This is a genomic window from Flammeovirga pacifica (genome assembly GCF_000807855.2).
In the GTDB taxonomy this organism is placed as follows: Bacteria; Bacteroidota; Bacteroidia; order Cytophagales; family Flammeovirgaceae; genus Flammeovirga; species Flammeovirga pacifica.
Window position 1 is genome coordinate 3,364,097 of the sequence record NZ_JRYR02000001.1, and the last position, 21,805, is coordinate 3,385,901.

The 21,805-nt window shown below is 32.3% G+C and carries 15 protein-coding genes; 6 read left to right on the forward strand and 9 right to left on the reverse strand.

What is annotated here, in order from left to right:
- Position 1: 1 nt before the first annotated feature.
- Positions 2-2,602 (forward strand): M1 family metallopeptidase, encoded by a 2,601-nt coding sequence (locus tag NH26_RS13175; protein ID WP_071397169.1) that lies wholly within the window; start codon positions 2-4, stop codon positions 2,600-2,602.
- A gap of 101 nt (positions 2,603-2,703) precedes the next feature.
- Here the strand turns inward: NH26_RS13175 and NH26_RS13180 are convergent, their stop codons facing one another.
- Positions 2,704-3,477 (reverse strand): hypothetical protein, encoded by a 774-nt coding sequence (locus tag NH26_RS13180; protein ID WP_044225608.1) that lies wholly within the window; start codon positions 3,475-3,477, stop codon positions 2,704-2,706.
- A gap of 268 nt (positions 3,478-3,745) precedes the next feature.
- Between NH26_RS13180 and NH26_RS13185 the strand changes: the two genes are divergently transcribed.
- The 4 genes from NH26_RS13185 to NH26_RS13200 are packed head-to-tail and all read left to right on the forward strand — an operon-like array spanning position 3,746 to position 9,143.
- The gene (locus NH26_RS13185; protein WP_044225603.1) at positions 3,746-4,468 is read left to right on the forward strand and encodes a transmembrane-type terpene cyclase; all 723 of its coding nucleotides are present in this window, start codon (positions 3,746-3,748) and stop codon (positions 4,466-4,468) included.
- Positions 4,423-6,654, forward strand: a complete 2,232-nt coding sequence (locus NH26_RS13190) for an NAD(P)-binding protein (RefSeq protein ID WP_044225600.1) — start codon at positions 4,423-4,425, stop codon at positions 6,652-6,654. Before NH26_RS13185 ends, NH26_RS13190 begins: the two co-directional genes overlap by 46 nt.
- A gap of 27 nt (positions 6,655-6,681) precedes the next feature.
- Positions 6,682-8,835 (forward strand): 7TM diverse intracellular signaling domain-containing protein, encoded by a 2,154-nt coding sequence (locus NH26_RS13195; RefSeq protein WP_044225599.1) that lies wholly within the window; start codon positions 6,682-6,684, stop codon positions 8,833-8,835.
- A gap of 17 nt (positions 8,836-8,852) precedes the next feature.
- Positions 8,853-9,143 (forward strand): DUF3817 domain-containing protein, encoded by a 291-nt coding sequence (locus tag NH26_RS13200; protein ID WP_044225595.1) that lies wholly within the window; start codon positions 8,853-8,855, stop codon positions 9,141-9,143.
- A gap of 91 nt (positions 9,144-9,234) precedes the next feature.
- On the opposite strand, the gene NH26_RS13205 is transcribed toward NH26_RS13200, so the two are convergent.
- From NH26_RS13205 to NH26_RS13230, 6 genes are all read right to left on the reverse strand, one after another.
- Positions 9,235-10,428, reverse strand: a complete 1,194-nt coding sequence (locus tag NH26_RS13205) for a PepSY-associated TM helix domain-containing protein (RefSeq protein ID WP_044225591.1) — start codon at positions 10,426-10,428, stop codon at positions 9,235-9,237.
- 69 nt (positions 10,429-10,497) lie between these two features.
- Positions 10,498-11,727, reverse strand: a complete 1,230-nt coding sequence (locus NH26_RS13210) for a hypothetical protein (RefSeq protein ID WP_044225588.1) — start codon at positions 11,725-11,727, stop codon at positions 10,498-10,500.
- A 16-nt stretch (positions 11,728-11,743) separates the two neighbouring features.
- Positions 11,744-14,206 carry a TonB-dependent receptor gene (locus NH26_RS13215; protein WP_044225585.1) on the reverse strand — a complete coding sequence of 821 codons (2,463 nt, stop codon included), beginning with the start codon at positions 14,204-14,206 and terminating at the stop codon, positions 11,744-11,746.
- A gap of 101 nt (positions 14,207-14,307) precedes the next feature.
- Positions 14,308-15,483, reverse strand: coding sequence for an MFS transporter (locus NH26_RS13220; RefSeq protein WP_044225582.1), 1,176 nt, complete (start codon positions 15,481-15,483; stop codon positions 14,308-14,310).
- A 74-nt stretch (positions 15,484-15,557) separates the two neighbouring features.
- The gene (locus NH26_RS13225) at positions 15,558-16,385 is read right to left on the reverse strand and encodes a helix-turn-helix transcriptional regulator (RefSeq protein ID WP_044225579.1); all 828 of its coding nucleotides are present in this window, start codon (positions 16,383-16,385) and stop codon (positions 15,558-15,560) included.
- Positions 16,386-16,460: 75 nt separating this feature from the next.
- On the reverse strand, positions 16,461-18,578 hold the full coding sequence (locus NH26_RS13230) for a hypothetical protein (RefSeq protein WP_044225576.1): 2,118 nt from the start codon (positions 18,576-18,578) through the stop codon (positions 16,461-16,463).
- A gap of 198 nt (positions 18,579-18,776) precedes the next feature.
- On the opposite strand from NH26_RS13230, the gene NH26_RS13235 reads away from it, so the two are divergent.
- Positions 18,777-19,640: a lysophospholipid acyltransferase family protein gene (locus NH26_RS13235; RefSeq protein WP_044225573.1), complete on the forward strand. Its 864-nt coding sequence runs from the start codon at positions 18,777-18,779 to the stop codon at positions 19,638-19,640.
- A gap of 30 nt (positions 19,641-19,670) precedes the next feature.
- Here NH26_RS13235 and NH26_RS13240 read toward each other — a convergent pair whose 3' ends face one another.
- Both NH26_RS13240 and NH26_RS13245 read right to left on the reverse strand, forming a co-directional pair.
- The gene (locus NH26_RS13240; protein ID WP_044225570.1) at positions 19,671-20,111 is read right to left on the reverse strand and encodes a MarR family winged helix-turn-helix transcriptional regulator; all 441 of its coding nucleotides are present in this window, start codon (positions 20,109-20,111) and stop codon (positions 19,671-19,673) included.
- Between the two features lie 107 nt (positions 20,112-20,218).
- Entirely contained in the window at positions 20,219-21,598 is a 1,380-nt protein-coding gene (locus NH26_RS13245; protein WP_044225568.1) for an alanine/glycine:cation symporter family protein, read from the reverse strand.
- Positions 21,599-21,805: the final 207 nt, after the last annotated feature.

Consider the following 21,805-nt stretch of genomic DNA (forward strand, 5'->3'; position numbering starts at 1 on the left):
GATGATAAACTTAAAGAAGGGAGTACTCCTTTTATTTAGTTCGGCTGTTATTTTACAATCTTGTAAAACTTCTCAGCCTGTAGCTCAAGACCAAGCACAAGTTAATCCTAACTTAGTTGATACTGCCCCAGAACCACAAGAAGAAAATATTCCTGAAATGGAAAATGATACTCCTGAATGGGTATCAAAAGGTGGTCCTTATCAAGCAACATACGATCAAGCATTTAAATTATTACACTCTCAATTAAAAGTTAGCTTTAATTGGGAACAACAAAGATTAAATGGTGATGCAATTTTAACGCTACAACCTTATTTTTATCCTCAAAAAGATGTAATTCTTGATGCCAAAAACTTTGATCTACATAAGATCGAATTGGTCAATCAAAATGGTAAAGGTCTGGGTGATCTTGACTATTCTTATGATAGTCTACAAATTCATATTGCTTTAAATAAAGAATATACTAAAGACGATATTCTTTATATCCATATAAATTATACAGCTAAACCAAATGAGAGAGAAACACAAGGTTCTGCTGCAATTACAGAAGATAAAGGTCTCTATTTCATCAATCCAAAAGGAGATGAAATTGGAAAACCTCAACAGATCTGGACACAAGGAGAAACTGCTGCAAACTCTTGCTGGTTCCCTACTTTTGATCACCCGAATGTAAAAATGAAACAAGATATTTACATGACGGTTCAAAATAAATATGTATCTCTTTCTAACGGTAAGCTCGTAAGTCAACAAAAAAATAGTGATGGAACACGTACAGATCACTGGAAACAAGAATTGCCACACTCTGTTTATTTAACTATGATGGCAGTAGGTGATTTTGCCATTGTTAAAGACGAATGGAGAGGAAAAGAAGTGAGCTATTATGTAGAGCCCGATTACGAGAAATATGCCAGAACAATATTTGGTAACACCCCCGAGATGATGGAGTATTTCTCTAAACGTTTTGACTACCCTTTCCCTTGGGATAAATATTCTCAAATCATTATTCGTGATTTTGTAAGTGGTGCAATGGAAAATACCTCTGCTTCTACTTTTATGGAATCTGTTCAAATTACAGACCGTGAAAAACTAGATCAAGATTGGGATTTTATTATCGCACACGAACTTTTCCATCATTGGTTTGGTGACCTTGTAACAACAGAGTCTTGGTCAAACTTACCATTAAACGAGTCTTGGGCCAATTATTCTGAATACCTATGGAGAGAACACAAACAAGGTAAAGATGAAGCTGATTATAATATTCAATCTGAATTAGAAAGTTATTTATATGAGGCGGAAACCAAGCAAGAACCTTTAATCCGTTATCATTATCAGAATAAAGAAGATATGTTTGATAGTCACTCTTATGCTAAAGGTGGTTATATTCTTAATCTTCTTAGAAATACTATTGGCGACGATGCTTTCTTTGAAGGTGCTGCTCTTTATCTGAAAAACAATGCTTTCAAGCCTGCAGAAATTGCTCACTTAAGATTAGCTTTTGAAGAAGTAACTGGTCAGGATTTAAATTGGTTCTTTGATCAATGGTTTATGAAATCTGGTCACCCAACTTTATTTATCAAAGACTCTTTTGTCAATGGCACTGTAAAGCTTTTAATTAGACAAGAACAAGACCCTGAGTATACTCCTATATATACTTTACCAACAAAAGTGAGCTTCATTTGGGCTGATGGTAAAAGGGAAATAAGAAACATTACGGTAAATAAAGAAGTGGAAACCTTCCAATTTTCTTTCGAAAATGCACCTGCTGTAGTGATTTTTGATCCTGAACACATTATTCCTGGTGTCTTCAATCATTCTAAAACATCAAGTGCTTACAAAGTACAAGCAAAGTATGCAAAACATATCATGCACAAAATAGAAGCAATTGATAAATTAGGTGAAGCCATTACTTCTGATCCTTCTATTATTGCTGATGCAAAAGAATATTTATCAGATGATTTCTGGGGAGTGAGAGAACATGCTGTTAATGTTTTCAGTGACTATCAAGGAACTGGTGATATGCAAGAAGTAATCAAGCAAGTAAGAACAATGGCCATCAAAGATAAAAAGGCTTCTGTTAGGTCGAATGCACTGAACACATTAAGCACTATTGATGATCAATTTATTAAAACTGCTAAGATTGCTTTAAACGACAGTTCTTATGAAGTTATTGCTACGGCTTTATACCATGCTTCAAGTATTGAAGGTCCTAGTATATTAGCTAAAGCGAAGGAATATGAGGATGCTAAAAATCCAAACCTAGTTTTTGTTCTTTCAATTATCTATACGGATTTAGCTGTTCCTGAAAAATTAGATTGGTTTGATAAAAAACTAGCTGAAATGAACGATCAATACAGACAATACATGTTCCGTTCTATGACTGGCTATGTGATCAAACTTAAAACAGATGAAGAAAAAGAAAAAGCAGCTGATATTATTCTAAAATATGCTACCAACAAAGGAAGTAGCAAGAGTACAAAAATTGCCGCTTATCAAGCAGTTAGTCCTTTAATGGAAGTAGAAGGTATTAGTGCTAAAGTTGGTAAAGCTTTAGAAAATGAAACTAATAAAGAAGTGATAGAAGAACTTTCTCAACAAGGGTATTAACCATCAGTTTCTTTATAAAAGAAGGGTTAAAGGCGAAATCAATTCACCTTTAACCCTTTTTCTTTATCACGAATTCCAATTTGGATTAAACGGATGTAGTATTAATCCATTAATACTTCTTCCTCCACTGCAACTTTAGAATACATAGCATTGTATTTTTTAGGCCACCATAATTTCCAATCAAATTTTAAACGTAAACCGCCTAAAACACTATTTTTAACCGAAGGTATTGAAAAGTTTTTATTGCTTAGACCTTCAATATCCTTAATATCAATTGTAACTTTTGCAGGTTGTACTTCTTTATCAACCACTTCATATTGAGCAGTCCAAAAAGTAGTATCATTATTCACAATTGCATTTGTATGCCACAACTGACTTAACTTCTCCGCGTTTGGAAAATCAGCAATTGATCCTGTTTGACCATCTGCCTCAGCACTCATCTCGATCGCTTCAATATGCTTTCTATACACCTTTTGTTTATAATGCTTGACTTTAGGAAAATCAGAAATCGGTAGAGGCACTTTAAACTTACCGAGTACTTTATTGATATGCCATAATAATTGACCTCCCAAAACAATCAAAAAACTACTAACATATAAAATCGGTGACATTTGATAATTGACCTTTGGATCATTCTTAAAATGAACATAAGGAATGAGGGGAATCATTTCATAATACCTCATTGTAAAGAACTTGAAGAAAATATGGATTTTCTGAGTGTTAAACATAAACACTACAGGATGTTCTTGAGCTGAAGTCAGATCTTGATCACTTAAGTCTATTTCTTGAGGTAGTAGCTTTTTTACTTCATCTTTGGGATATGCTGTTGCACCTAAAATTGCATCGCATTCGCCCCACAAGCTTGCCTTTTTCATAGTAAATAATGTAGAATGAGATATTTAAAGTAGATAATTGTATACAATGATAATTTATTCTCACGAAAGAAAAAGAATAAAACAGATATTAATACCTCAATTTTTAAATTAATATTTGGATAATAAGTAGAAATAATAAAAAAATTCTACTAATTAAATGATAGTTTTATATATTTCGGTACTATACGTATTCGTATTTTATTTATAATCTCATTCTTTAAACTTACTACTAAAGCTCTTTTTCTCAGCTATGAATTTTTTTGACTATATGTCGAATTGGTACCACCATGCAGTTAATGTTTTAGGATATACTCAATTCGAACTTGTTTTATTTTTTACTGGATTTGTAAGTTGGTTTGCCGCTTACATTCTAATTCTTAAAGGAGTTAGAAAATTTAAAATAAACGAAATGCCTTTAATGGTAGGACCTGGAAATTGGGTTTGGGAGTTTATTTGGGGATTTATGTTTGAGCCAGAATTAGGTAAACCATTCATCTATGGAGTACGTCTTTGGTTCTTTTTAGATGTGTTTATCAATGTCACAATTTTAGTATTTGGTTATAAACAACTTCCTCTTCCTGTACTTAAGAAGAGGTTTCGATATACCTATATCATTGCATTAATATTTTGGTTTTTCACTGTCTGGACCTTTGGTAAAGTTGGTGATGATAACCCGTTGGGTGTTACTTCTGCCCTTATGATTAACGTAATCATGTCAGGTTTATACCTATATCAATTGGTATTTAATGCCAATTTAAGAGGTAAAGGATTATCATTTAAAGTAGCTATTCTTAAATGTATTGGTACGGGTGTAATCACCTTAGGCTCTATTTTTAAATGGCCTGATGCCTTATTCTTAATCAATTTAGGTGTGATTTCATTTGTCATTGATATCATCTACATCGTACTATTCAAACAATATAAACCAATTAAAGAAGAAGAATCATGGGAAGCAAGCCAAGAAGAATTGCAGTACTCGGTGGAGGTTTAAGTGCTATGACATCAGTATACACACTGATGCAAGAACCAAACTGGGAAGAAAAATATGACATTACTGTATATCAATTAGGTTGGAGAATTGGTGGAAAAGGTGCGAGTGGTGTAAATCCTGAAATTGGTTACAGAATAGAAGAACATGGCCTCCATTTATGGATGGGGTTCTATGAGAATGCCTTCAAGATGATCAAAGAGGTGTATAAAAATCTTGATCGTCCAAAAGAGGCACCAATGTCTACTTTCGAAAAAGCTTTTAGTAAACAAGATTATTTCATATTTACTGAAAATGTAAATAACAAATGGGTCGATTGGAAAGTCCCTTTCCCTCAACTTCCCGGAAAAGTAGGTGATGGTCAACTTCCTTCTGTTGAAGAAGTGTTGGAAGCAATATCAGACTTCATCATACATCATATAGTAGAATGGCTTGAAGATCATCTTTCACATATCAAAAATAAAGGTTGGCTTCAAAAAATCATTGACTTCTTTATTCGTTTATTTAGTGGAAAATCAGATCAAGAAGTTCAAAAAATAAAAGAACGCTTTTTCCATCATTTAGAAGAAGAATTGGATGCTTTAGATGATGAGATTATCGCTAGAATTCAACCTATCTTTAGAAATTTGGTCAAAAAAATGACTACTAATCTAAAAGAAGAGGGAGATGTTAGTGAAGTTTTAGAAAGCTGGAGAAAAATCAAAAACTGGATTTGGGATTTACTAGGTGATCTAGTAGAAGAAAATAATACTGCAAGGCGTGCGTGGCTTGCGGTTGACTTTGGAACCACCCTTTTTACAGGTATGCTTAAGGATAAAGTCTTAAGTGTTAAAAATGGTAAACTACATTTTGACTTTGAGACTATCAATGACATTGATTACGGTGATTGGCTACAAAAACATGGTGCTTCTGAGGAACATACTGTAGGTTCTCCTATTGTTAGAGCCATGTACGATGGCCCTTTTGCCTTTTTAAAAGGTAATCCTAACACACCCAATGTAGAAGCAGGAACGATCTTAAATATATTCTTAAGATTAGGTTTTACATGTAAAGAAAATATTGTGTGGAGAATGGATGCAGGTATGGGTGATACGATCTTTGGTCCAATTTACGAAGACTTGGTACGTAAAAAACCAGACATGTTTAAGTTCTTCCATGCTGTTAGAGATATCACACTTACTGAAGATAACTCAGCAATCGATAAAATTGTCATTGGTAAACAAGTTACTTTAAAGGACGATAATTATAATCCATTATTGAATGTAAAAGGTTTAGATTGTTGGCCTTCTCATCCAGTTTATGATCAAATTATTGATGAAGAAGCCAAAGAGTTACAAGAACGAAATATCAATTTAGAGTCTAGTTGGGCAGATTGGGAAGATAGAGATACTTTCATTTTAAATAAAGACAAAGACTTTGATGAAGTAATTTTTGGTTTCTCACTAGCCACAATACCTCATGTAGCTTCAGAATTAATTGATGCCAATGATAAATGGTATGATATGCTACAAAACATGAGAACGGTACAAACTCAAGCTTATCAATACTGGTTCAATAAAGATGCAGAAGGGTTAGGTATCGAAGAAGACAAACTTCAATCTACATATGTAGAGCCTGTAGATACTTTTTGTGCCATGAATCAGGTTTTAGACAAAGAAGATTGGCCTAAATCTCATGATCCTAAATACGTTGCTTATTCATGTGGCGTTTTTCCTGATGCAGATTATATTCCTCCATTTAATGTTCATGATTTCCCAGAGAAAGAACAGGAAAGAGTGAAGGAAAACCTCAAAATATACATTGATAAATATCTTCAACATCTTATTCCTAACCTTTACAATGAAAAAGGAGAATTTGATTGGGATGCCCTTGTTGACCTTCAAAATGGCAAAGGGGAAGAAAGAATAAGTTCTATTTATACAAGAGTAAACATAGACCCTTCTGAAAGATATGTTCTTTCGGTCGTAAATAGCTCTAAATATCGTTTAAAAACCAATGATAATGGCTTCAGTAATTTATATATCACTGGAGATTGGATTCAAAATGGTATGAATGCCGGTTTCGTAGAAGGAGCCGTTATTTCAGGGTTACTTACAGCAAAAGCAATCTCAGATACTCCTGAGAATATTAAAATTATTACTGACAATTGGACTATTAAATCCTTAGAAGAGGAATTAGAAATAGATTAATTTTTTTGACTACACACCAACCAAGCTATGAAACAGCTATTGTTATTACTTCATCTTTTACTGATAGGTCTTTCTATCAATACTACACTTGCAAAGTCACCTCCTCCCGAAATAATTATTGATGAAAATTTCACATCAATTAATATTGAAGAACAGATGACTTACCTTCCTTTTGATAAGGAATATAAAACTGAGGATGTTCTAGAGCATAATCTTGATGAACATTTTTTAAGTATTTCGTCATTAGAGATACCAAATGAACACTTTTCTGTTTGGTTATCTTTTGTGATTAAAAACGAGTTAGATCATCCTCAAGAAGTATATGTAGGTAGTTCTGAATTCGATTACTTAGAATTTTATATCCCTAATTCTGAGAATCATGATGTTTACAAAGGTGGAATATTAGAGAATAACGATAACAAAAAATACAAAGAAGGTTGTTTCTCTTTTGGAAAATTTTCTTTGCCTGCTAATTCAAAAAAACAAGTCTTTATTAAAGGTACTTATGTAGAAGGAGCATATTTTCAGTTTACTGCTTTACCATTTACGGTTTATAAAAGTGAAGCTTTTGAAAAAATAAATGCTCCACAAGATATGCTTCATTACTTGTTTTTAGGAGCTATGCTAATCATGACTTTTTACAATTTATTCTTATTGATAATTGTAAAAGACAAAACGTACGCATACTATGTTGGTTATAATATTTTTATTACAATTTACTGTTTAGGGTTATCGGGCTTTTTATCAGAGAATGTCTTTCCTACTGCTTCATTTCAAGAACAATTAGTAAATATACCGGGTATTTTTGCTTTGATATTCTATGTCTTTTTTGCTCAATCTTATCTAAAAATTCATAAGTATTATCCAAAGTTAAATACCTTATTCAACATACAGAAAGTGGGTTCTTTGCTCTCTTTTTTATTGTATGTTTTAGATTTTACTACAATCTCAATTGTATACAACTTTATAACTGCAAGTTTAGCTTATACTACAATTATTGTATTGGCATACCGAGTATCTAAAAAGTCTATGGCTGGAAAATATTTCTTCATTGCAGGTATTTTCTATATCTCAAGTATGGGAATATCTATCCTTCAAATGTTAGCAATATTACCAACACATTTATGGATATTTAGCTCAGCTAATATTACAGAAATTGGCGTTGTCTTAGAATTATCATTGTTCTCATTAGGTTTAGGAGAAAGAATTAATGAGGCAAGGAGAGCTTTAGCCAAAAAGGAGCTTGAAAAGAAAGCACTTATTGAACAAAAGAACCGTGAGCTAGAACAAAAGGTGAAAGATAGAACCTTAGAATTAGAAGAAATGAACTCCGAATTAGCCACAACAAATGAAGAGTTACATTCTACTATGGAAACTGTTTTTGAGCAAAATAAAATTATCGAACATAAGAACTTAAACATTACTCAAAGTATCAATTATGCACAACGTATTCAAAACGCGATGATGCCTACACAACAATACTTGAGTAAATTTCTTAGAAATCATTTTGTCTTATTTAAACCTAAAGATATTGTAAGTGGAGATTTCTATTGGGCGTATAATTTAGAGAACAAAGAGGACTTTTTTATCGCATCAGTAGATTGTACTGGACACGGCGTTCCAGGTGGATTTATGTCTATGTTAGGTAGTGAATTATTGAGAGATGTGATCGAACATCGAAAAATAACAAACCCGGCAGAGGTACTTAAATATATGAATGAAGGTATTGAAAATGCTTTGAAACAAAATGATTCTCAAAATAAGGACGGTATGGATATGTCGTTATGTAGAATCAATTTGAGAGAAAGAAAAATTTATTACTCTGGTGCTAAAAGACCATTAATTATTATCAGACATAATGGTGAAATAGAAATTATAAAAGGATGTAAGTTATCGATAGGTGGTTTAGTAAGAAAAGATCTTTTCTCTTATGAAACTACAGTTATTGATGTTAATATTGGGGATAAATTCTACATATTTACAGATGGGTATCCAGATCAAATTGGAGGCATTGACGAACGTAAGTTCATGACTAAACGATTTAGAGAATTACTTAGGGATACTAGTTATTTATCGATGCCTGAACAAGGTAAAAAAATTGAAGAGATTCTTGAAGATTGGATCTCCTATTTCCATTATGGACAGGTAGACGATATTACTGTAGTAGGGTTTGAGATATAAACTAAATTAATATCAGAATGACATCAATCAAAGGATTAAGAATAGTAGGTTTCTTAGAAGGAATCTCCTTTTTACTACTCATTTTTATATGCATGCCACTTAAATATATGGCTGATATGGGAATGCCTAACAAAATAGTAGGTATGGGACATGGAGTCTTATTTATTGCTTATATCTATTTAGTACTTCAGGTACATTTTGATAAAAAATGGGGTATCAAAAATAGCCTATGGTCGTTTATTGCATCTCTTTTACCTTTCGGAACTTTTGTTGCGGATAAAAAGATTTTTGAAAAATATGCTAATTAAACTATTGTTTAATTGAAAAGAAAAGGGCAATACTTCTTTCTGAGGTATTGCCCTTCTTTCCTTAAAAAGGAGATAATTCTAACTTAATCTCTTAAACAGACATTATTGCCCCTTTTTGCTTATTTTTCTTTTGCCTTTTCTTTTTCAGTTTATTAATCCAAATGATCAAACCTGTAATAGGCAATGTTGTCGCAATCAAACAAGAGATAAAATATAATAACTTAGAAAAGCCATTAAATACATAGCCTAAATGAATTGCTTTTACCAAACTCATTAATTGCTTACCTAATGGTTTATCTTTAAATAATTCTGCTTTTATCAACTCACCATTTTGAGCATTATAGTATACCTGATCTGTATACTGTAAACTAAAGAAAGAAGCTTTATTCGTTTTTCTAATGGCTACATAAGGCGATTTTTTTGAGGGTAAACTCATACTGACATCCCCTTTATAATCAAGATAGCTATTTGCCTTATCTAAAATTTCTTGATAAGTCACAGATTTAGGTTGATTCAAAATAGCAGAATCTACTTTGGGCCTTTCGCCTCTAGAAAATTTATCTTGTCCTGTTAAAGCTTTATTCAAACCTGTTCTATACCAATCAAAAGACCAAAAAGGTCCGGTAATTCCCATCATTAATAATAGTATTAAGCTATAGAAACCTAATACATTATGAAGGTCGTAATTGATTCTTTTCCAACCAGCATTTTTCTTAAATGTAAGACCTGCTTTTAATTGCTTCACCTTTTTAGGTAACCATAAAACAAAACCTGTAAGAGATATAAAAATAAATATTATGGTAGACCATCCTACGATTGGTCGTCCGATATCCCAACCTAATCCAAGATGACGATGAACCATCATGAAGCCCATCATTACTTTTTTAACTTTCTCATTAGGTGTACCTAAAACCTCTGCATTATATTGATCTACATAATAGTATTTACCAATACCCCTTCTTTTCTTTTTACTATTTTGAGCTTCTTTTATTTCTTCTGGAGTAGCCATGTTAATAACATAAGCTTTCTCTTCGTCAGCGGGAATATTAATTGAAAATACTTTCTTATCCTCAGAAAATGTTTTCACTAATTGATCTACCGATTTTTTGTCACCATCATTATTTTCTATAGATGATACATGTCTATCATAGTAAGCTTTAATTTCTGCTTCGTAAGTATATACAGTTCCAGTAAAACACACGATTACTAAAACAATACTGGTTGCTACCCCTAACCAAAGGTGAAGGTCTGCACAAAGTTGTTTAAAAGTATATCCTTTTTTCATTCTAATTTTAGTTTAAAATAAAGGAACTATATCAAAAACATAGTCCCTTTACTCTTCATATCTTTTCTTTTAGAAAATACCTTCTATTCTAATATTACCTTCGTCTAATAATAAACCTTCAGAAACTTCTGAAGAGGCTATATCAATAATATAAACTTTAGGGGTAATGCTTCTATCTGTAGGAGTTATTGCCATATAGAACTTACCATCTCTTACTTTAGCAGTTTGATAAGCAAACATATCACCATTTGGTACATCTAGTTTTTCTACCGTTTTAGAATTAATATCTAAACGAAGAAGTCCCCATTGATCTGAATCTACACCAAATTCAACAGACATATAAATAATTCCATTACCTACATGATACCATTTATTTGTACTGATAGGTTGACCATAAGCAGCTGAAATATCAAATACCCAATCGTTGTCATATTTTCCATCTTTCAATCTAACTAAAACAGTATGGTCAGTATCATTAGTGACAGCATTGGCTTGATAAACATAACCATTGATTTCGGCCATGTTTAATCCTCTGTAACCATTTGTGTTTCCATTACCTAGTTCAGATCTAATGTATTTTGGATTTTCTAAAGTGGGATAATCCAAAACTATAGTATGTATACCAGTTAAGTTTTCAGAGCTATTATTTTCAATATCTCTACGACCAACACCATAGTAAATTTTATCATTCATTACAGTTGGAGCATCTACTCTGTAAGCATATGCCTTTTCAGTTAAATCCCAATCAGTAACAGGTACATCCCAAGTTTCCATAATTTCTGAAATAACTACTTCAGGAATTTGTACTCTTGTTACATACATAGTTCCTTTTTTTGTGATACCATTTCCTTCGTCTTCAATATCAGCTGTATTAATATTATGTATCAATATTGTTTGCTCATTGATTTTCCAAGGTCTTACGTGAGGATTACCACCCATTACTGGAGCAATATCTAACTCTCTTACTAGGTTATAAGTATCATTTTTATAAGCTAACTTTTTTAAATAGCCTCCACCATAATCAAACATATATACCCATCCTAAATCATCTGTAAATACACGAGCTGATCTTACAGGATTTAAATGATATCCATTATTTAAGAAAGTAAGACTTCCTTCTTCTAAACTTTCTGCAGGAGCAATATATACTTCTGTATCCGAATCGTTAAAACGGGCAACTATATGATCCGCTTTAATAGTTTCTTTGTCACTGTTCTCAGGAGTTGTTGTATCCTCAGAATTACAAGCAATCATTGCAGATGCAATTGCACCTAATAAAAAGTACTTAATTTTGTTCATTTTAAACTAAATAGGTTTAATTAATTCTGTAAGTCAGTTTTCCAAAAATAGATCGTCCAGGTTTTTGTACTCCAAAATTATCAAAGGCCATTTGGTCAAAGATATTTTTACAATCCAAACTTACTGTAGCTCTCTTTTTTGAGAAGGTATACGATACATTAATATCGTGTAATGCTTGAGTGGGAATAATAGGTTTATTTTGATCTCCTATAACATCCCAATCAAAATGAAATTCGTGAATGTAGGCAAAGTTCCAACTTACTTGAAGTCTATCTCCTGTATTAAATAATGAAGAAAAACTTCTGCCAGCACTCGCATTAAATGTGAGGTAAGGCATATTAGGTTCCCTTGCCATATAATGAATATTTCTAACTCCTTCGGCATTGAATTCTTCCATAAATCTAGAATCAAGGTAATAACCTTGTACCATGAAATTCCATTTTCCATGAAGTGAATAATCAAACTGAAGCTCAACACCTTTTGATACTACATGTCCTATATTTTCAAACATGGTATAGCTTTGGTCATTCTGTTCAATAATTGTACTTCGGATTCTATCGTAAGTATCTCTAAAAAAGAAGTTAGTATTCATGTTTAGGTCATGTGAAGAGTTTTCAATTAATTTAATTTGACTCCCCAAATTCACATTAAAACTCTTTTCAGGTTGTAGGTCTGCTGATTCGTAAATTTCCCTTGATGCATTACCAAAAACCTCATTCGTATTCACCAATCTTACTGCTTGTTCAGCAGAAGCATTCAATCTTACTCTTGGTGATAATTCATAGGATAAAGTAGCTCCATAACCCCAGTTATCATCAGGTCGAACATTATAAATCGTATCTAAAACATTATCCGTATACTCAATTTTTTCTTGCTCTAAACGGTTATAGTAATGCTTTACAAAGACTGAACTTTTCAACTTATCATTAAATAATGAGTTTTGATAAGTAAACCCAGTGATTTGTTTGTTCACAATGTTAGCAGTATTAAAATCTCGGCGTTCTCTTTCTGCCATCGGATCATCAGACGATCTGTTGTACTGATTGTATGAGTAATTAAAACCAATTTGATGTTGATCATTAAAGCTATATACCCCAGACAAACGGGCAATCAGATTATTATTTTGATCTTGATTTAGAGTTGAATTATTCCCTTCTCCAGGAAGAGGCGTAACTCCTCCTATTGGAGGAATTGGATTACCATACCAATCATATCTATTAGTAGTTGTATCTACAGTCGCTCTTTGAGAAATAGCATATTGTACATTTGAAGTAATGTCAAAACCTTTCATCAAAAAGTCTTTCTTCTGATAATTTACACTAGGAGCTACCGTCCAACCTCTAGAATAGCGTTCTCCGTATGGAGTCAACATTCTAGCTCCATGCTGACTTTCCTTATAATCTTCTGATGCATTGATAGAAAAGAATAGCTGATCTGCCCATTTTTTTCCTGTCACCCCTACATCAATTTTAGCACCATAAGAACTGTAAGCATCATTAAAACGTTTTACCCTTTCACCTGTTTTTACTACAGATAAAAAATCTGGATTTCTAGATCCATCAGGTAAAAATTCTCTATAATCTTTTATTTTGATATCATCAGACCATACCTCATAATCATTATCAGAATAATTATAAAATGCTGATAAACGAACTGTTTTACCCGATTTATCTCTAAAGGATCCATTAACATCTGCTCTATGTGTATTGAAAGAACCATAAGAATAAGCCACATTTAATGATCCTCCTTCTAGTCCTTGGTTAGTGATATCTTTAGTAATCACATTAATAGCACCACCCATGGCATCATTTCCAAGTTCAATAGGAACCACTCCCTTATAAACATCAATCCTTTCTATTAAAGAAACAGGAATACTATTAATTGAATAAGAAGAACCATAGGATTCCATTGGCATTCCATCAATAAAAATTCTTACCGCATTACCTGAAAGACCATTGATATTAATTTGAGTACTAGACCCTAATCCACCATCTCTTCTAACTCTTAAACCCGCTGTTTGATCTAGAATTTCGTTAATCTCTAAAGATTGCATCTGTAAATCTTTAGTATCAATTGAAGCTACTGCAAAACCTGATTTTTCAATCTCTTGTGCTTTCGTTTCTCCTCTCACAACCACTTCATCTAGGCTCACAAGGTCTTCTTCTAATGATATTTTAAATGAAGAAGATTGATGAGATGGTACTTCAATAATTTGCTCTAAATAGCCAGTGCAAGAAACTTTAATTTGAGCTTTAGATGGAACAGAATTAAGCTTAAATTTTCCATGCATATCAGTAATCACACCTTTGGTGTCACTTGTCAACATGACTAGTGCAAAAGGTACTTCTTCTTTTGTTTCTGCATTAATAACCTGTCCTTCGATATCTCTACTCTCTTGTGCATAAGTAGAAAAAGTAAACAGGATTATTAATAGATATAAGAAAGATAATGTGAATTGATAATTAGGTTTAATTTTCAAGATTGTTTATTTAGACTTATTTTAAATAACAATCAAAAGTAACTAATTAAGATTGATTATAAACAACACTTTACAATTATTCACATGAAATATTAAACCTTTTACTTCTTCGTCAATCTTAGTTTTTTCATACTGAAAATATAGCTAATCAGAGCGATTGATAAGACTAAAACAATCAAACTATAAATAGAAATCGCAGTATGCGGATTAAGGAATGTAGCCATATTGGATATGAATGATGTAATTATCCAACAACCTGAAAAAACGATAGCATTGGCTACACCAGCCCTTTTTCCATGATTTACTAGTGCTGCTCCTAAATGCAATGGAAATAAAATAGCAGCAACAAATACAATCACACACATTACTGATATAACAGCTTTGTCAGACTCTCCAATCAATTGAAAAACTACAAACCCAATTACTGCTCCTATAAAGCCAACTAAAAGTGAATATATAGTTTTTTGATGAAGGTCTAATTTTGATAAAAATCGATTAATAACATTGCCTAAAAGCCAAGCTACTGCTAGTATAATTTCTGCCCATCCAAACTCAATAGCAGAATAATGGAATACATCTGTAACATAGAAACTACCGATTGTATCAAATATTGGAACGATGGTATAAAAACAACCACACATCACTAAACTTCTGATAAATACTGTATCAGAAAATAAAGCTTTCAGATCTTTCACTGCATTACCCCTATTCAACGGTTTCTTATTCTTATTCGATTCTTTTGAAAAGAAAATAAGCAATAACATCGTAGCAGAATAAACAATCAAAAAGACAAATACAGCCTTATAACTAAAAGTAGTAAGTATTAAACTTCCTACCATTGGAGAAACAGTGAGTGCTAAAGCAAAACCTATTGTGATGTAGTTAACGGCATTTTTATATTCGTCATCATCATGAATATCTCTTACCACTGCTCTTGACGCTACTGCAATAAATGATATGGCTAGTCCTTGAAGAAACCTTAGAGCAATCAAGACATAAATATCATTTGTGATAACAGCACCCACTAATAACAATATCAAAACAGATATAGAACTTATCAACACTGTTTTTCTATTATAAGCATCTGTTACAAAACCAGAAAATAGTTGTCCTAAACCAAAACCTAAGACTCCGAATGTAAATACATACTGAGCTAAATGAACATCTATACCTAATACTTCTTTGATTGATGGTAATGATGTCACTACAATATCTACTGTTACTGCCGCTAATGGTACAGTCATATACATTATAAAAGCATGGATTTTTTTATTCATGATGAAAGAGGTTTTAGTGCAAATTGTCTTGTCAATTTAGATTAAGATGGAGATCGATAATTGCTAACTATTGATTAAAATATTTTATGTTGTTTCCCCCTATAATGTAATGGAGTCACACCGAATTCTTTTTTAAAAACTCTAAAGAAATAACTATGGTTCTGATACCCTGCAGCAGTATAAATATTTTTCAAAGGAGCATTCGTCATCGCTAGCTGTTTCGCACAATAATGTAAACGTTCTTTATTGATTAATTCTGATAATGTCAATCCGTAACTCTTTTTTATTACTCTATTCACATGATCAGCCGACCGTTGGCAAAGTTCTAAAAAACCTGGTTGCCCTTGATTTAATTGATGTGGCATTCTAAACTTTTCGATCGCTTGGATTAACCAATTAGGTATCTCATCATCTATATTTTTTTTCTGATTGAGAATATCAAAAAGATGAAGCATAAAAAGATCTAAGTATAAAGAGTTTCGAGGTTTGTCGAGTAAAATATTTACTCGGTTAATCAACTCCTTCAAAGCTTCTTTATTAAATGTTCCTTTAAATGGACTTTCATTTGTAGTCCAATACAAAGAAACCCCATCGAAATAACGTACTGTATATTGTTGCACAATATCTATAGGGATCGCAATATTGGTAATCACCAATTCTTCTTTAGAGGCTTTTTTAAATGTATGGATATCAAAATCTCTTATGAAACAAAAGCTCCCTGTTTCTAATTTCTCTTCCTCATTATTGATCAGATGTATTCCCTGACCATTTGAAATATAAAAAAATTCAAAGAAATCATGAGAATGTAAATTCAAATCTTCAGAACTATCTATTGTCGTTCTTGCAATATGAAATTGATCTGAAGGTTTATCTAAGAAATTTTTTAATTGAAACTTTTTCATAAAAAACAATCCATAAATTTATTCTCTTTCAAGATATAAAACTTATGGATTGCTATAGTGATTTGATATCAAATATTAGTTATTCACTTTGCCCAATCTATAATCATATAATTGGTAATTAATTTCTCTAAAATGATCAACAACCTCTTGGTATGGTTGATCTGTTACATCTATCAAGCCTACATTATAATTTTCTCCGTCACCTCTACCTGTTAATGGTTGATCTGTATATTGGAACCAATGTGCCCCAATAATATTAGGATGGTTTAATGCAGACTGTATGTATTTCACATATTTCTCTCCCCTATCATTTTGACTTTTGGCTGCTTTAACTCCTGGATGAAAACTACCTCTATCTATCGCTCCAAAATGAAATTCTCCAATTAAAATAGGCATATCCACATCTTCAGGTAAGCTAACATGCTTTACACTGTATTCATATTTATTGAAGCTCAGAATATCGCAATATTGAGCAGCAGATTTCATCACAATTTTATTATTACCCCAAGCAAAACGACAACCTAAGTACAGTTGATTTGGAGCGACTATCACAAGTTCATCATGAATAGTTTTAAAATAAGTCTCTGCTATTTTTTTATAAAAAGCATAAATATCTTCTTTCGACCCTTCTCCCAATTGAGGCGAAGTATTTTTCAACATATCTTTCCATGAAGAATAATCTGTAGACCATTGTTTATTGAGTTTTTCAATTTTCTTATACTTAGATTTTAGGTCTGATATAAATACTTTTTTAGCCGGTTGATCTTCAGGACTCTTTAATGTAGCCATAGATAATGAACCGATATTACCCCATGACATTTCATTATCTACAAAGTAACCAATACACCAAGGATCATTTGCTCCTAGGCTTTGAGATTGGACAGAAGCTTTTACTTTTGATTTAAAATCGCTGGCAAATACATCATGAAACTTGCCCCAATACCCATTAGACCCTTCAATTTTCTTAGTATCCATAATCCAAACAGAACCTACATAAGGGTTTTTATGTGCTTCAATTGTACGTTTATCTGATACAAACCCAATTGTATTCATTCCCCATGATTTAATTCTTTTGTTGGCTAATTCACCAAATTTCTCTTTCCAATCATCTCCATATTTTCTAAATAAATTAGATTCGTAAAAATTAAACGTTTTGTATTCATCAAATTGTTGATAAAAACCCAATGGCTTCCAAGTTGATTTCCCATAGAACATTTGAAGAGGATCATCACTTTCAGGTAAATAAGAAAATAACTCTTCTCTTCCTGTAACCCCAGTTGTCATACTATTACTATTCACACAGTTTAAACCACTAGACCAAAATAAATGACCTTCTGGATCTACCAACCACCATTTACCTTGATATTTTTGAGTATAAAAATGTCCTTTCACTTCAAATTGAATATCACTAATATGCCCACCAAACTTAGATCTATAAGGAGCCTCTTTATGCTCATTATAATCCTTTTCTTCTATTCGAATACTTTCCTTCAATTCATCCATAGAATGAATTTTCCCCTTCCAATTAGTGTATTTACTTTGTCCAAATTCATCTACAAAAGGAACCACCTCTTCTGCTTTTCTTTTAGCAAGTTCTGTTTTTGCACTCAATTTTTTAATAGCAAATGTATTCTCCTTACTTGAATACCTTGAATTAAAAGTTATTTCATCAATTGTAGTTACATCCCTCTTTAACATCCCAAACATACCTCTCATTCCTGGATATTGTTTCGGTTGTGGATCAAATACCCAAGGCGACCATGCTAATGGAACTGTAATTACTCCTGATTCCCCTGGTTCTAAATCTACATAATCAGAACAATACCATCGAATTAATCCTTTATCATCAACATTATCTCCTACAAACATTTCTACTTGAATAAATTCATCCCCTAGGTTGGCTACTTCTGCTTCAATAGTATACATCCCTTCTAGATTCCAAGAGTTTTCATTTCCCTCATAGATCACTACACCAGACTCATGCTTAGCAAAACCATTATTTATAATAAGTATTCCATCTTCAATTTTATAAGTAGCATCTTTAGCTTCTATCTGCTGTGTAATAGCTTCATTAGAAAAGTCTACTAGTGTATGATCTGAAAATGTTGACGGTTGTTTTAGGGCGATAAACACAATTCCACTCATCAATATCAATACTATTCCAAACTTAAGTTTGCTTGTTCTCTTTTTCATTTTAGTCGTATTTATATAATGACTGAAATAAAATGAAAATACCGTTTAGAATATCCTCTATTTTAACTAATCAGTATGGTATTATGCCTAAAAATTTATTTTAGTTTATTTTCAATTCCATTGTAGGGGTAAATCAGTGTTCGGTTGTCATGAATATGAATACTATACATCATTCATCTAATTAACTGATTTATAAAAATGAAAAACCTTAAATTTTTGCCATTTTATGTGCTATCCATTATCCCACTTCATCTATTATATGTATTATCTGATATGATGTTTATCTTAATTTATTACATCATTGGTTATAGAAAAGAAGTAGTAAAGAAGAACTTAACAATTGCATTTCCAGAGAAAAGTGAGAAAGAAATAAGGAAAATTTCTAGGCATTTTTATCTACATTTCTGTGATATGATGTTTGAGAGCATCAAAACTTTAACAATGGGAAAAAGGGCTGTCAAAAAACATATTAAAATAAATAATGAAGAGCTTATCAAACAGCTTTACGAAAAAAATAAAAGTATAGTAATGTATTCTGCACACATGGGAAACTGGGAGTGGAATGCCTTTTTCCCAAATTTCTTCCAACATAAAGTAACTGCATTTTATCAACCTCTATCCAACAAATATTTTGATGAATTGATGCAATTGATCAGAAGTAGAATGGGTGTTTTATGTGTACCTTCTCAAAAGGGGTATAAAACACTTATGCAATTACAACAAGAAAATAAGTTAACTCTTAATTTAATTATCGGTGATCAAAGCCCAAGTGCTCACCCCAAAGCATCAAAATATTGGACAGAATTTATGCATAAAAAAACAGCCTTTCTAACAGGTGCTGATGTTATTTCTCATCGTAGTGATTATGCAGTAATCTATCCTCAGTGCACAAAAATTAAACGGGGAGTTTACGAGACGAAGTTTGTTCTATTAGATGAATCACCAAAAGCATCTGACAAATTCTCATTGATCGAAAAATACTCGAAAGCATTAGAAGAGAATATCAATCAACAACCTTCACTTTGGTTATGGAGTCATAATCGTTGGAAACTTTCAGCTTAGTTATTTTAATAGTCAATGTAGATACATTGTCTATTTTTTTTCATCTAAATGATCTATCAATTTATCTAAGGTAGACTTAAGTAATAACAGCTCTTCTTTATCCATAGTTGCATCATTCAATAAAGATTCTGGTATACAATGCGCTTTATCTTTCAAGTTTTTAGCCGTCTCAGTCAAAGTAATTATATAGCTTCTTGTATCTACTTTAGACTTTGATTTGATGATCAATCCTTGTTTTTCCATTCTTTGAAGCAATGGTGTAACAGTATTTGTTTGTAAGTATAGTCTATTTGTGATTTCATTTACTGTCAAAGAAGTTTCTTCCCATAAAATCATTAAAACTAAATATTGAGGGTAAGTAATATTCAGTTCAGATAAAAAGGGTTGATATATCTTAGTTACCATTCTTGAGGCAACATATAAAGGAAAACATAATTGATTATCTAACTTAAGAAGATCGTCTTTATCCATGATTTATCTTTATTCAATTCTAAAACAAAAGTACATTACTTTACAAAAAAGACCATCCAAATGTTTCGGATAGCCTCAAAAATATATTTTCTGTGATTAGTCAACTATTAATTTTTAATCACTTTATCCATTCTTTCGAAATAGTCTAATGACGCCTTTCTTACTTTAGGAGATAACAGTAATGCACCAACCATAGTAGGAACAGCCATTGTTGCATATACTCCATCAATTAGATTAATAATTGCTTGAAGCTTGATTACAGAACCAACAACAATCATGATTACATAAAAGTAATTAAAGTAGTGCTTTTTATCTGCGCCTATCAAATAACCTAAACATTTTGTTCCGTAATAAGAGAATGAAAACAAAGTTGTTAATGCAAAGAACAAAACACAAATCGATAATATAGCCGCTCCAAAAGTTGGGAAAGCTGCTCTAAAAGCTTCTGTAGTTAATAACACTCCATCTACTTGTTCTGCATGAGAATCATACACACCTGAAGACATAATTGCTAATGCCGTCATAGTACAAACAACAATTGTATCAATAAAGGGTCCTATCATCGCCACCAAACCTTCTCTTACAGGTTCGTCTGTTTTAGCCGCACCGTGCATCATAGGAGCAGTACCAATACCTGCTTCGTTAGAAAAAGCAGCTCTTTTGGCTCCAATCATAATTACAGCACCTAAAGCTCCTCCTCCTACAGATCTAAGATTAAAAGCTCCTTCAAATATATCTCCTATAATTGCAGGTAACTTCTCTATATTCATTCCAATCATTATTAATACAGCTGTCACATAGATGACAACCATTACTGGAACCAACTTACCTGCCACTTTTCCGATTCTCTCTATACCTCCAAAAATCACTATTGAGACAATCACAAGGATACAAATACCAATGATGAAGTTTACAACATCCATATCAGCATCTAAAGGAATTATATCTACAAAAACTACTGTTCTTAATACTTCTGTTAATTGATTTGCTTGGAACATTGGAGTAACTCCAAATAAGCCAGCTAAAGCAAAGAAAATAGCCAATGGTTTCCATTTCTTTCCTAAACCTTCTTCAATAAAATACATTGGACCTCCTTCAGCATGTCCATGAGAATCGTGCCCTCTAAACATTACAGAAAGTGTACAAGTAAAGAATTTTGTAGCCATACCAAGTAATGCACTTATCCACATCCAGAATATTGCTCCTGGGCCACCTGCTACTAATGCTACAGCTACACCACTAATATTACCCATACCAACTGTTGCTGCTATGGCTCCGGATAAAGCTTCATAATGATCTATATCGCCTTCAGCATCTGGATCATCATATTTACCTCTTAATATATCTATTGCATGTTTAAAATAACGAAAAGGTAAAAATCTTGAATAAATAGTAAAGAAAAATCCTCCACCAAGTAGCAAAATTAATAATGGTGTTCCCCATGCGTAATTACTGAAATTAGCACAGAAAGCCTCAAAATATTCCATAAAAAGATATTGTCAATTAATGTAATAGCTATTGAAATATAGCCCGTTTAAATAAGAAAAATCTAATTTAATCAAATTCAATTGTTTAGTCTAATGATGTTATCACATATTAGCTAGAAGCTAGAAGCTAGAAGCTAGAAGCTAGAAGCTAGAAGCTAGAAGCTAGAAGCTAGAAGCTAGAAGCTAGAAGCTAGAAGCTAGAAGCTA

What these genes read in the sequence shown, in the direction of transcription:
- NH26_RS13195 (WP_044225599.1), top strand. Translation starts at nt 6,682, where the DNA reads ATGAAACAGCTATTGTTATTACTTCATCTTTTACTGATAGGTCTTTCT.
- NH26_RS13245 (WP_044225568.1), bottom strand. Translation starts at nt 21,598, where the DNA reads ATGGAATATTTTGAGGCTTTCTGTGCTAATTTCAGTAATTACGCATGG.
- NH26_RS13175 (WP_071397169.1), top strand. Translation starts at nt 2, where the DNA reads ATGATAAACTTAAAGAAGGGAGTACTCCTTTTATTTAGTTCGGCTGTT.
- NH26_RS13240 (WP_044225570.1), bottom strand. Translation starts at nt 20,111, where the DNA reads ATGGATAAAGACGATCTTCTTAAGTTAGATAATCAATTATGTTTTCCT.
- NH26_RS13235 (WP_044225573.1), top strand. Translation starts at nt 18,777, where the DNA reads ATGAAAAACCTTAAATTTTTGCCATTTTATGTGCTATCCATTATCCCA.
- NH26_RS13220 (WP_044225582.1), bottom strand. Translation starts at nt 15,483, where the DNA reads ATGAATAAAAAAATCCATGCTTTTATAATGTATATGACTGTACCATTA.
- NH26_RS13210 (WP_044225588.1), bottom strand. Translation starts at nt 11,727, where the DNA reads ATGAACAAAATTAAGTACTTTTTATTAGGTGCAATTGCATCTGCAATG.
- NH26_RS13205 (WP_044225591.1), bottom strand. Translation starts at nt 10,428, where the DNA reads ATGAAAAAAGGATATACTTTTAAACAACTTTGTGCAGACCTTCACCTT.
- NH26_RS13230 (WP_044225576.1), bottom strand. Translation starts at nt 18,578, where the DNA reads ATGAAAAAGAGAACAAGCAAACTTAAGTTTGGAATAGTATTGATATTG.
- NH26_RS13180 (WP_044225608.1), bottom strand. Translation starts at nt 3,477, where the DNA reads ATGAAAAAGGCAAGCTTGTGGGGCGAATGCGATGCAATTTTAGGTGCA.
- NH26_RS13225 (WP_044225579.1), bottom strand. Translation starts at nt 16,385, where the DNA reads ATGAAAAAGTTTCAATTAAAAAATTTCTTAGATAAACCTTCAGATCAA.
- NH26_RS13185 (WP_044225603.1), top strand. Translation starts at nt 3,746, where the DNA reads ATGTCGAATTGGTACCACCATGCAGTTAATGTTTTAGGATATACTCAA.
- NH26_RS13190 (WP_044225600.1), top strand. Translation starts at nt 4,423, where the DNA reads ATGGGAAGCAAGCCAAGAAGAATTGCAGTACTCGGTGGAGGTTTAAGT.
- NH26_RS13200 (WP_044225595.1), top strand. Translation starts at nt 8,853, where the DNA reads ATGACATCAATCAAAGGATTAAGAATAGTAGGTTTCTTAGAAGGAATC.